A 12,023-nucleotide genomic window follows, 5' to 3' on the forward strand; every position below is an offset into this window, starting at 1 on the left:
GTCAGCACTAATGCTGGTTCTAATGCCAGAACATCGCCTAACTGGCTCGTTCAGCAAAATCCGCTCACCGGACGCTTACGGTGAAGGTTTCTGCGATTCCGGTACGGTCGGGCAGAATAGACATGCCAGGGCATGCTTCGATCGATTCACGATCACCGTTGAGACTGCTCTAACCCCGTGCATGAGATCACAGTGGATTCAGCCGACCCGAACTTTAGAGGTGCCTTCCGTGGTACCCCTTATGCCTCAAATACGATTGCTTGTTGCTCGATCTTACTCTCGTCAATTGCCATCGCTAGACCTGGACGGTCTGGAATAGTGATCACTCCCTCCACAACGTCGAGCGGATCGACCAGGAAGTGCTGATGCACAGCATTCCATTTCACCAGATATTCTTGATAGGGCGTATGGATCGGTGACTGAACGGCTGAGAAATGCGCTGTCACGAAGCTGGAGTGGCCGTGGGGAATCGTGATGATGTCATGAGCCGTCGCATAGGCCGCAATCTTCAGCGTTTCCGTCAGGCCGCCGCACCAGTAAATATCCGGCTGAATGATTTCGAGAGCTCCCAGATCAATAAAGGTCTTGAAGCCCCAGCGTGTATATTCGTGCTCGGCCCCGGCGAGGGGAATACGGATTCTATCGCCCAGCTTCTTGTAGCTGTCGAGGCGATCCGGCATGACGCATTCTTCCAACCAGCGCGGCTTGTATTGGGCAATACGATCAGCGAGTTCCGTTACATAGCCGACGTCCATGGCCTGCCAGCAATCGAACATCAGGTCGTAGTCGTCCCCGGTAGCCTCGCGCAGCGTGCGAACGAGATCGACGTTCTTCTTCATGCCCTCGTGGCCGCTCATCGGGCCGTGACGGAAGAACCACTTCTGGGCGCGATAGCCCTTTTCCTTGAACTCAACCGCCCGCGAATGAACTTTGGCCAAATCCTCGGTGTCGAAACCAAGCATCGACGCATAGGCCGGAATTGCGGTTTGGGTCGGGCCGCCCAACAATCGATAGACCGGTTGCTGAAGCCATTTGCCCCGTAGGTCCCAAAGCGCGCAATCTACCGCGCTGATCGCAAGCATTGCGTCTCCTTGACGTCCGTGCACCATGGCGCGGTGCATCTGGTCCCAAAGTTTTTCGCCCGCTATGGCGTCTTGGCCGAGCAGCAGGCGGCGCAGGTGCTTGGCGATGATGAAAGCAACTGTTTCCGGAATAGGACCCGCGAGACCAGTTACGCCTTCGTCCGTATGAATTTCGACGAAGTGAGTGACGATTTTGAAGCCGTCTTCCGTTTGTTCGCCACCTTCGAAATCATCGCGATTCCGATATTCAGGATAGACGTCCAGTGGCCGGACAAGCCGTGCTTCCCACAGATTGCCTTGAGTAGGAAGCGTGCCCCGTAGTTGGCGGAGGCGGACCTCGGTAATGCGCATAATATTGGAGCCTTTAAAACGTGGTTCCGAAAGAGGTTGGTGTTTTTCGGATGAGGCGTGTTGTCGGGCGAAGGAGTAGAGCGCGTGCGCGCGCTCTACTGCGTGATCTTTGCTTATTGAGCACTCTCCGCGACCGCTAGCTTACGACCGTAGAGCGATACGATTATCGTGAGGATAAAAATCGACAAGGTCGCCATGAGTGACAGCCAATAGAGCCCGCCGTTATAGTTTCCGGTCTTGTCGCGGATGATGCCGATTACCCAGGGATTGATGACGCTGGAAAGGTTTCCAAGTGAGTTGATGAAGGCGATGCCACCCGCAGCGGTCGCGCCGCTGAGAATGGACGTCGGCAAGCCCCAAAAGACGGGCATCGCCCCAAAAACGCCGAATGCCGCGATGCAGAGTGCTAGGAGCTTGAGAGTTGGGTCACTAGTTGATGCCGAGGCAATCAGCCCGATGATCGAAATGCCGAGAGCTACATAATTGGCGATGGCACGACGGTCCGGAAGATCGGCGAGGCGACCCAGCAGCAGCATTCCCGCAGCGCCGAAGGCATAAGGTATAGCAGCGAGAAACCCTGTCTCGATCTGACCGAAGCCAAATTCCTTCAGGATCTGGGGCAGGAATGTGCTTACGGCGCCATTAAGATTGGTGAGGCCATAATACATCAGGCAGAAAAGCAAAACTGGTAACGTGAACAAGGCTTTCAGCGGGCGCCGACTGCCAAGTTGAAGCGCTTCCCTTTCGTGTCGTTCCGCGTCGAGGCGGGCGACAAGCCACTTGCGTTCCGTTTCAGTTAGAAAACCAGCATCGTTCGGCTTGCTCGGAAGGAGGAAAGGAATGAAAAAGGCTAGAATGATGGCTGGGATACCTTCGACAATATACATCCATTGCCAGCCGTGCATTCCCATCAGTCCGTCGAGTTGAAGCAGGAGCGTGGATAGCGGGGTGCCGACTACAAGAGCGATCGGGATTCCCGTCATAAACGCGCTGATTATGCGCCCGCGATAGGCAGCAGGGAACCAAAGGGTGAGATAGAATACCACACCGGGGAAAAAGCCCGCTTCGGCAGCGCCGAGTAAAGCGCGCAGTACGTAGAGGCTGGTATCATTCCACACCAGCGCGTGTGCGACTGAGATCAAGCCCCAGGTCAGCATGATACGCGCAATCCACCACCTGGCCCCTAACCGCTCCAGAGCGAGGTTTGAAGGAAGTTCGAGCAATACATACGGAATGAAGAAAACGCCGGCCGCAAAGCCAAAGGCTGTAGCACTCAGGCCGAGGTCCTGGTTCATGGTCAGCGCGGCAACGCCTATGTTCGCGCGATCGACAATGGCGATAAAATACGAAAATATGAGAACTGGCAGGAGACGCCAGGTGAGCTTCCTTACAATTTGCTTTTCCGAGACAGTCATTTTTCCTCCCTGACTCGTCACTGAGTGTAATCCCAACCGTGATGGTTCGGTGTTGTTTTGAATCTCTATGGAAACGTTTCCGGAACTTTTGCTCAAAAGTGTCTCTTTGTGCGGCCCTACGATATTGAGTGGTACTTCGTTTAATACGCGCCCAAAACGATAGCGTGACCCGACTCGGGGCCGAATGCGTCGGTACCAATCCGGAAACGTTTCCGCCGATTGCCATGAGGGAATGGCTGTGTCAATAGCTGCTCCATGAGCAGAGGCGGTGGAAAGTGAAGAAATCGGGTAAAGTCGGGATTAGGGATCTCGCCGCACATATGGGCTTGGCGGTCAGCACTGTTTCCCGCGCCATGAACGGCACGCGCGACGTGAATGAAGAGACCCGCAAACGAATTCTGCTAGAGGCCGAGCGATTAGGATATCAGCCAAACCAATCGGGCCGGAGCCTTCGAAGCGGTACAACGAATGTCATCGCGATGACGATCCGCACCGACACGGGTCGTACCGCGTCGGGGGAAACATTTTTCATGGCCCTAAGTGACGGCCTGCAAAGCGTGCTGGCTCGAGCTGGCTATGATCTGGCTCTTTTACCGTGTGCATCTGATCAGGATGAGAACGAGTTCCTCTACCGCGCCGTTGACCGCAAGTTCGCCGACGCGTTTATCATTACGAATGTGCAGCGCTTTGACCAGCGCATCGATTATCTTCGCCGTGTCGACATGCCCTTCGTCGTTCTCGGCAGAAGTGATATCAGGAGCGACTACGCCGCGCTCGATTTAGATTTTTCTGGGGTAGCGAAGCAGGCCGTACGACGGCTGATCGAACAAGGGCGCAAGCTTATAGTATTGGGACTGACAGCTCAGGAAACCAACAACAACTACCTGTTCCTCAGCGGCTATCAGGAGGCCTTGAGGGAGGCTGGCCTGCCTTTTGACGACAAACTGGTGCTTCGTCTTTATGATCGCATTTCGGGCGGATCCGAACTCGGTGGCGCAATTCTGGACATGCCTGAAAGGCCAACTGGAGCCCTCCTTATTCAGGAGACTATGGCAATGGGCCTCTATCAACGCCTCTACAAGGCCGGATTGGAGCCCGGGAAAGATTTAGCGGTGATCGGGTTCCGGGAGAATCCGGTCTGCCGCTATCTGTCCCCGTCGCTAACTTGTTTCCACGTCGACATCAAAAAATATGGCGAGAGGCTCGGAGAAATGGTGCTGGGGGAAATTAAACGCGAAACCTTGAATGCTGAGAAATTGCAGGAAGTCTGGCCGATGGATTTGATCCCTGGCAACAGCGGTTGAAAGTATAGAACGCAGTCGTGCTCACGTGATATCAGCCCTGAGCTCAAATTGAAACCAGGTAACACGAGCCGCTAGGGTGAACTAACCTGCGATAGATTGGCAAGCGGAAGGGGACAAATAGGACTGGCGCCCCGCAAATCGTGGGATGCATCGTTCGGACCTCCCGGAAACAGCCCTTATCGCGTAGAAAACGCGAAAAATCACGCTACTTCACTAACCAACCTGCCTAGACTTTAGGCGGCTTTGTTAGTGGAGTAGCGTTGCCGCGTAGGGAGCTACAAAAGTAGGTCGTTCGAGTGCTGACGTGTGAACGCGTCTGCCGACCAGATGCGCGCGTCCTGAAAGGTCGAATCGCTGAACGGAACCGCGATCCGCGTTCGGCGGAGATCGGCCTTGATGCTGCGCGAGGGTGAGATCGCTAATGGCGACCGCCGCGGCGGCTGCAATCAAGCTTTGACTCCTCGCCATGTTCGAAATTGCAGCAGCGCCATTGTGTACCAGATTAGTCGCTCTCGCCGAATAATAGTCCGACGTGTTCGGAGGGGCAGAACAATGGAGCATGCGGCGCGCCGCCAGCTTAAATAAATCAAACACTTGCGGTAAGTCTGGGCGGAGGAGCAGGCTCGCGATGGGGCGTTCGATTTTTCGAATTCTCGGTTCGAGATTTCGAACGCCTGGTTCGACTCGCTGGTAACCTGCAAAAGTCTCGCCTGCAATCATGAGTGGCCGAAAAATTCGCTGACGTTCGAGATCGTGAATGGAGACGTCTCGAAAATTCGAGAAGTAGAACAATAATTCGGACGTTCGGAACAAATTTCGACATTGTTCGGCCTATCGGAACAATATTTCGGCGCTCAAAAGCGAAATTCCCTACGCTGGAACGCTACTTCACTAAGGAACATCCCTAATGGTGAGGGAGCTTGCGTAGTGAAGTAGCGTGGATTTTGGACAAATGCGGAATAGCTAAATAAGTAGTGTGCAAACTTTAGGGGGGTGTGCGGATTCTTAGTGAACTAAAAATTTTGCGAACTGGTTTAGCCAGTAAACTCAATGCCGTACGGCCCGTTCGAACTTCCCGAATATATAGAATCTTTACGACGTCTCTCAGCGAGACCGACAGGGCAGAAGCCTCGCCCTATCCCGCTCCGAGACGGGAAGGGCCACCCGCTTTGCGTCAAGGTGGCAACCGGTTTTATCTAGCGGCTTGACGCGAATATATTTGTTCTCTAAATGTTCTTTTATGAGCAATGACCGCGCCCTCATCGTCCGAATAGGTTGATCGACCTGGGATCGTTCCCGGTAACGCTTCAACATTCTATTCTTCGGAGGACAGGTCATGACGGCCTCATCGGCTCGCGCCGCAGGCAATCCTGCTTGCGAATTCCTCAGGTCATACACATCCGGTTTCCCTCGCCTTCCGCCCCGATGGTTCGATCGCGCCGTCCATTGGCCGCAGCCGTCCTTGGTATTTGCACGCTCTCACGGGTCGCACACGGTGGCTCGCCGCGCTTCCGTAGGAGAGCGGCCATGAAGGAGTTCGATTTCAACCAGAGAAAGCAGGGGCTTGAGGTGACAACCTATGCAAACTCCATGTGGGTCGCCCTGAGTCGATGTGGCATCTTCCAAAAGGGCGAAAGAACGGTGGGGCTGGTGCTGCCGCCGGGGGCCGCCCTCGACAAATACTACGGTGCGGTCATGATGCTCCTGACCAAGGCCGACGCTCTCCGTTACGCTGTGCCGATTGTCCGAGTAAGCAGTTTCAGGCAGGAGGCTGATGTAGGCGAAGCTCTCGCAGCACTGTCGTCTGCCAAGGCAGTGATTGTTCTCATTTCGCACGCCGCCGAACTTCCGCTGGAGGTCACAATCTCGCTCGACCACATCGTGGAAGTGGGGACTTTCAAGCCGTACCATCTTCTGTCTGCCGCAAGGGCGGTGACGGAATTGAACATCACAATGGAGCAAGCGGAGGTGCTTGTCGACTTTCCGCCATCGCTTCTGTTTGCCGCGATTCGGCATTCGCGGCCCATCGAAGTCACACTGCAGAAACTGGCGGCCTCCGTGACGAAGAAACAGGCATCTGCCTGGGAGCCGCGGGTGGAGGAACTTGCGGGTTACGGCAAGGCTACTGAGTGGGCGCTGGATCTCGCCGAAGACATCTCGGCGTGGCGGCATGGCACTATCTCCTGGAGCGACGTCGATGCCGGGTTGCTCTTGAGCGGCCCGCCAGGTTGCGGGAAGACTCTGTTTGCGAGCGCGGTGGCCAGATCGTGCGGCGTGGGCTTCCTGGCTGCATCAAGTGCGCAATGGCAGTCTCGCGGTCATCTTGGTGACATGTTGGGGGCGATGCGGAAGACGTTTCGCCAGGCGATCGCCGATGCCCCGGTAATCCTCTTCCTCGATGAATTCGACTCGTTCGGTTCCCGCAAGCTCCTGAAGGGCAACAATGCTTCCTACGGACTTCAGGTGATCAACGCACTCCTCGAGCTTCTCGACGGCGCTAACGGTCGCGAAGGTGTTGTGGTGATTGCAGCGACGAACAGGCCCGATGATATCGATGAAGCTCTGCTGCGCCCCGGACGTCTCGATCGTCACATCGCCGTCGAAATGCCTGACAGGGAGGCACGGGAACAGATCCTTTCGGCTCATGTCGGCCTCTCTCTGCCAGCCGACGACTTGAGGGCGATCGCTCTTGCTACCGGAGGCTACTCCGGAGCGGCATTGCGTCAGCTCGCCCGGGACGCGCGCCGCGTTGCTCGGAAACAACGACGACCAGTGTCAGGCTCGGACTTCCTCGCGATCGTGCCTCCCGTCGTCACCCTGGGGAAGGAGCAGCGGTGGCCTGTGTGCATCCATGAAGCGGGCCACGCGGTGGTTGGGCTCGCTCTGGGCGTCGGCGATGTGGAAGCAATCGTCGTTGCCCGCGAGGCGGGACATCACGACGGCGGTGCCGGTTACGTCGAATGGCGCAGACCGGTCTTGCGCAACAGATCCCTGCAGGCCTATCGGGACGAGATTGCGATGATCCTCGCGGGAAGAGCCGCAGAACAGGCAATCCTCAATGAATGTTATGATGGTTCCGGCGGAGCCGAAGGCTCGGATCTCCACCGGGCATCCGACATCGCCACCATCCTCATTGCAGCTCACGGCATTCAGTCGCTCGGGTTCACGAACCTCTCCAGTGCAAGAGAACTCGATGAACTCCGTCGCACTGATCCGGTCCTGCGACGGAGGGTGGAACGGCTGCTGGCTGACGAACTGGCGCGCGCGGAAGAAATCATCTTGGAGCGGCGGGCAGATGTGGTGCGCATCGCGGAAGCCGTGCGGGAGCGCGAGCTGCTTCCTGGCGTTGAGGTGGCGCGGGTCATCGGCCGTGGAAGGATCGCTTCTTCCTAGGGCTGCATTTCGTCGTCTCTAGGGTATCTGTACTGGGAGAATTCACATGGCAGGTGGCGAGAAGAGGGGCCCGGGCAATGCCGGCGACGCTAATCAGGCGGGGGGAAAAGTCGATAGAAGCGAAACGCTTGAGGAAGCGCTAGCAAAGGTCGGATTCGAGCCAGCAAAGGTTGGCCCCAAGATCGTGTCTCAGGGAAAACGACGGGAGGCGCTGAAGAAGAGAGTTTCCAAAGGTCAAGTTGGGTGACGGAAGGTTGGGGCGATTACTGGATTTTTGGACCCCGAAAAGTCTCTGTTAATGTCGCACAGCTAATACGTCCCAAAATGGGATAAGAAAGGCATATCGATGAGAGGCGCGGCGCCTGTAATGCAGCAGCACTTCCTGAACAAGGAAGAGTCCTTCATGTACGATCGGGAAGCGAACTTTCCGATGGAGGATACCCGGAACGAGGCGCGCATCGAGTACACCGAGAAAGGCATGACCCAGCTCAGCTCACGCCGTTGCGAGATCCTGAAGCTGTCGAAAAGCGGCGCCGTGCTCGGCATCGCAACCCAGTTTCGGCTGCCGCAAAATTTCTATCTGGAGATTCCGAGCGCGCGTATTCAGATGGTCGGTTGCCTTCTGAAGCGGGTGCATGCCAACAACGTCATCGAGGCGCGTTTCCTGCGTCTGCTGACGGACCGCGACCTCAATCGCATCTTCGTTTACAGCACCCATCCGAACCACCGGAACCGGACGCTCGACATATACCGTTAGGCCCCGAAACGGTGTGTCCACTTCGGCCCTCTAAATACGAAAGCCCCCGCGAACGGCCGGGCCTCGCTGCACGCTGAAGTCTCGGCGGTGACGCGGGGCACGCCTTGTCGGCCAGGGGCGCGCGAAAGTTCCGGTTCCGCGCGCCACTGTCCATGAAAGGGGCTTGGAGACACATCACCGCTTCAGGTTGACGAGCACATCGAGCAGGTCGGAGGCGGTCTGAAACACCTTGGAGTTGGCGGTGTAATTGCGCTGGGACTCGATCATCGACGTGAGCTCGTTGGCAATGTCGACGTTGGAGTTCTCCAAGGTCCGGGAACGAATGTTTCCGAACGCTCCGTTTTCGGGGAACCCGGTAACAATCACGCCCGAGTCTGCACTCTGTGAGTAGACGTTGCCTGTCTCGGGACGCAGCCTGTCGGGACTCTGGACATTCGCCAGTGCAATTCGGTAGGCCGGATCGAGAGAACCGTCCCCATACTTCATGAACACAGTCCCATCCGACGCGATCTCAAAACCGCTGATCTTGCTCGGCGCCATTCCGTTCACATCGGCCCGTCCCGGAGAGAATTCGTAGCCTATCTGTCCGGTACTGGACATGTCGACGCGGACAGTCTCACCACCTGGGACTGGCACATCGAGGATACCGTTCGACACCAGATTGCCGAGTGCATCGAATTCCAAGACCGTCGTGGCCAGCGGTGGGGAACCAGGCAGGCCGTACGGGAACGTGCCTGAAGTCGGCGACGCGTCCGCATGGTTGAATACAGTGACCTCCCAGCGGCCTTGCTCTCCCTTCGTGTAGAAGAAGTCGAGTTGGACCGGAAGGCCAAGCTTGTCGTAGACCACCATCGAGCTCTTCTCGTTAAAAACACTCGAAGGAAGATTGTCGGCCGGGGTGGTTCCGAGAACGTATGGTACAACAGCCGGCGCGGAAGCAGGAAGGTTTAGGGAGCCGACGATCTTGTCGGTCCAGCCCGGTGTTCCATCTGGCAATGAGACCGATTGGGAGAAATCCAACGGTAGCGTATCGCCACTGGGTAAGGGAACTGAAAGACTGCCGCCGCCGACAAGATTCCCTGTTGCTGGGTCAAATGTGAGTGTCATCGTGGCGAGTGGCGGATCACCTGCCGCTCCGTACGGGAAGCCCCCAGCAGCCGCCAGGGCTGGATCATAGGCGGTAACCTCCCAAGTGGTTGGTCCAGTGCGGCTGAAGTAGACGTCGAGCTGCATATTTGCAGGGAAACCAGCGTAGCCGGAAAGACGTGATTTTTGATGTGCTACGCTTGCAGGGTCGTTTGCGCTTGCGGGGAGTTCGCCGCCAGCGGTGTCGACCAGTGGCGCGTCGGAAGGGAGATTCCAGGCGAACTCTATGCCTTGTGCGGAGCCTGTCCCGGAGACTTGCTGCGAAATGTCGGAGAAATCATAGATGACCGGATCGGACGGGTCGGGAACCAGAACCGGATTGCCACTGAGGATGGCGCCGGTTACGGGGTCGAATTCCAGAACGGTCGAGGCTGAAACAATGCCGCTTCCGGTCGACAGATCGTAGGGAAATGAAGACGGCGTGCCTGTGTAGTTTTCGAAGACAGTGACTTCCCACTTATTGTCGTCAAGCTTCGTGTAGTAAATGTCGGTATAGACCATGCCGAGCCCAGCCTCCTGGGAGCTCACGGTAAGCTTTTTCGTGTAGATGCTGTACGCCGTGTTGTCGGCTGGGGAGACGTTGGCAACTCCGACGCCCTTTGCATCGGCAAAGGACGGCAGATTGACACCGAAGGTCGCTTGAGTGGTCGCCTCCGCTTTCAGGCCGCTGCCTTTCACGTTGACGGGAACGAGACCGTCAAAGCCATTCACCACGACCGTCGGGTCGCTGTTCGTGAAGGGATAGCCAAGCAGCTTATATCCGGCCGTGTTGACGAGGTCGCCATTCTTGTCCGGAACAAAGGAACCGGCTCGCGTCAGATACGATGATCCCGCGGCTCCTTCCACGATGAAGAAGCCTTGTCCATCGATTGCCAGATCTGATCCAGAGGTTGTGTAGCTGAACCCGCCTTGCTGAGAGATAGAGTAGCGCACCTGAGTCTCTACGCCGCCGGAATTGTAGTTGCCGCCACCCGAGGGCAAGATCATCGACGAAAACTCGGTGGAGGCGCGCTTGTAACCGGTCGTGTTGGCGTTCGCGATGTTTTCGGCAACGGTCCCCAGACGGTTGGACTGGGCGTTCATACCCGACACGCCAGTTCTCATGCTTCCATAAAGACTCAAAGTATACCCTCCTTGAAACGGTACAATCTGTAATCGTGCGCTTGGCTTGCGCGAAACGTGCGCGGTGACTTATTAGAAGTTGTTTATTGAGTCGGGTGTCATGAGGTGATGCAGCATTGGCGGCAGCTGAGCTTGACTCATCGGCTATTCGGATTTTCGTGTGGAACCGCGGTTTTAGGCGACACGTCCACGTTGAGCAAAAGTACGAACTGCGGTGGGGAACTGAATTCGCTTCGCCGTTTCGGAGATGTCGTCCGTTCTGTGAGGAATTGATGACGCGCGTAGCGTGAAGGAACTGCGTCCCCGATTTCTAATGCCATTCGTTGGAACCTTGCGGCCTTGTCAGCGCGTGTCTGGTGCAGGGGATAGCGGGAGTCTGAAATTGCGCCGGTGGAATAGACGTCTCACCATCGTCGAAACAATTGATGATGGATAGCCATGGCCAGGGACCTACCGAAGATCGATTATGAGGACATCACCGGGAGGGATCGAGTTCGACTTAGGACACTGGAAATTGCTTTGGCTGCCGGACTAAGCCAAGCTGCCGAGAGGCTTTTCGGACTGTACGACGAGCTAGTCGCCGTCTCGCCATCGCCGCAGGCGCGGGGCCATTGGGAATGCATTAAGGCCAACTTGCATGCGCTGAGGGAAATTGAGGCAGTTCATGGTATGGGAGCGGCGTTAGATCTCCAGCATGCGAGCGTGGTTCGGCTTCTAGGCGCGAAAAAGCGGGACGGCACGCCCGCGATATCCGAGGACATGCTTTTGGCCGCCTTTAAGTATGCGACGGAGCGGAGTGCTAGCGCGCCAGCGTCGTAGAGAACTGGATCGACAGATCCTCGACCTCGGAGAAGCGTTCGCTTCCGACAAACCCAGACTCCTCAAACCAGGCGAACGGTTCTTGGGAGTTCAGGTCGAAAAGTAGACCGCAACTGTTTGAAGCCAGATCGTCTATGACATCGGCACTGTTGACGATCCAATCCTTCAGCGGGTCAGCAAGGTCGCCCAGTGTATCGTACGAACCGTATTCGGCTGCGCCCATCTCATCGATGATGAAGATGAGATCGTCCCCGTGCTCGTCGCGCGTGAAACCGACTAGCGCAGCTGCGTAGGTGGCTTCCTCTTGACGAGCGTCGTCCTGCATCAAGCCGTTCGATTGTTCCTTCGACCGACGAACCGCCTCCGCGATCATCCATCTTGCATGCTCAATGCTTCGCGCCGTGGTCAGGGGGATCGCTGGCCCCGATACACGATAGAGGTTCCGACCGTTGACTATCTTCCGCTGGATCTTGTAGCCATAAGGTAGAAGACTTAGAGGCACTGAAGCCCATTCACTTTGGCTAGCGATAAATCTGCCGAACTTGGGAATGAAGTTGAACAATGCAATTCCTTCACAGTAGAGCGCCTACGGTAGTGCTGATGGTGCTTACAAAGCCGGGGCGCACTGCGCATT

The 12,023-nt window shown here is 56.5% G+C and carries 8 protein-coding genes and 1 pseudogene; 4 read left to right on the forward strand and 5 right to left on the reverse strand.

Going from position 1 to position 12,023, the window contains the following annotated elements; translation table 11 throughout:
• Positions 1–239: 239 nt before the first annotated feature.
• Both LAC81_RS29685 and LAC81_RS29690 read right to left on the reverse strand, forming a co-directional pair.
• Positions 240–1,433 carry an enolase C-terminal domain-like protein gene (locus tag LAC81_RS29685; protein WP_223728250.1) on the reverse strand — a complete coding sequence of 398 codons (1,194 nt, stop codon included), beginning with the start codon at positions 1,431–1,433 and terminating at the stop codon, positions 240–242.
• A 113-nt stretch (positions 1,434–1,546) separates the two neighbouring features.
• Entirely contained in the window at positions 1,547–2,848 is a 1,302-nt protein-coding gene (locus LAC81_RS29690) for an MFS transporter (RefSeq protein WP_223728251.1), read from the reverse strand.
• Positions 2,849–3,123: 275 nt separating this feature from the next.
• Between LAC81_RS29690 and LAC81_RS29695 the strand changes: the two genes are divergently transcribed.
• The 4 genes from LAC81_RS29695 (at position 3,124) to LAC81_RS29710 (ending at position 8,302) form a co-directional block, all read left to right on the forward strand.
• Entirely contained in the window at positions 3,124–4,152 is a 1,029-nt protein-coding gene (locus LAC81_RS29695) for a LacI family DNA-binding transcriptional regulator (RefSeq protein ID WP_223728252.1), read from the forward strand.
• Positions 4,153–5,679: 1,527 nt separating this feature from the next.
• Positions 5,680–7,545 (forward strand): AAA family ATPase, encoded by a 1,866-nt coding sequence (locus LAC81_RS29700; protein WP_223728253.1) that lies wholly within the window; start codon positions 5,680–5,682, stop codon positions 7,543–7,545.
• A 46-nt stretch (positions 7,546–7,591) separates the two neighbouring features.
• Complete coding sequence (locus LAC81_RS29705) at positions 7,592–7,792, forward strand: hypothetical protein (RefSeq protein ID WP_223728254.1); 201 nt, start codon at positions 7,592–7,594, stop codon at positions 7,790–7,792.
• Positions 7,793–7,891: 99 nt separating this feature from the next.
• Entirely contained in the window at positions 7,892–8,302 is a 411-nt protein-coding gene (locus LAC81_RS29710) for a hypothetical protein (RefSeq protein WP_223728255.1), read from the forward strand.
• A gap of 174 nt (positions 8,303–8,476) precedes the next feature.
• Here the strand turns inward: LAC81_RS29710 and LAC81_RS38460 are convergent, their stop codons facing one another.
• The 3 genes and pseudogenes from LAC81_RS38460 to LAC81_RS29725 all read right to left on the reverse strand — a co-directional run bounded on the left by LAC81_RS38460 (position 8,477) and on the right by LAC81_RS29725 (position 11,951).
• Positions 8,477–9,535, reverse strand: coding sequence for a flagellar hook-basal body complex protein (locus LAC81_RS38460; RefSeq protein WP_328717884.1), 1,059 nt, complete (start codon positions 9,533–9,535; stop codon positions 8,477–8,479).
• 318 nt (positions 9,536–9,853) lie between these two features.
• Positions 9,854–10,570, reverse strand: a pseudogene (locus LAC81_RS29720) (flagellar hook-basal body complex protein); the annotation flags it as partial.
• Between the two features lie 799 nt (positions 10,571–11,369).
• Positions 11,370–11,951: a hypothetical protein gene (locus tag LAC81_RS29725; RefSeq protein ID WP_223728256.1), complete on the reverse strand. Its 582-nt coding sequence runs from the start codon at positions 11,949–11,951 to the stop codon at positions 11,370–11,372.
• Positions 11,952–12,023 lie beyond the last annotated feature (72 nt).

Source organism: Ensifer adhaerens, assembly GCF_020035535.1.
GTDB lineage: Bacteria > Pseudomonadota > Alphaproteobacteria > Rhizobiales > Rhizobiaceae > Ensifer.

Bases quoted from the DNA above. Each gene is read 5' to 3' on its own strand.
- LAC81_RS29685 (WP_223728250.1), bottom strand. From the start codon at position 1,433: ATGCGCATTACCGAGGTCCGCCTCCGCCAACTACGGGGCACGCTTCCT.
- LAC81_RS29690 (WP_223728251.1), bottom strand. From the start codon at position 2,848: ATGACTGTCTCGGAAAAGCAAATTGTAAGGAAGCTCACCTGGCGTCTC.
- LAC81_RS29700 (WP_223728253.1), top strand. From the start codon at position 5,680: ATGAAGGAGTTCGATTTCAACCAGAGAAAGCAGGGGCTTGAGGTGACA.
- LAC81_RS29705 (WP_223728254.1), top strand. From the start codon at position 7,592: ATGGCAGGTGGCGAGAAGAGGGGCCCGGGCAATGCCGGCGACGCTAAT.
- LAC81_RS29710 (WP_223728255.1), top strand. From the start codon at position 7,892: ATGAGAGGCGCGGCGCCTGTAATGCAGCAGCACTTCCTGAACAAGGAA.
- LAC81_RS38460 (WP_328717884.1), bottom strand. From the start codon at position 9,535: ATGCAGCTCGACGTCTACTTCAGCCGCACTGGACCAACCACTTGGGAG.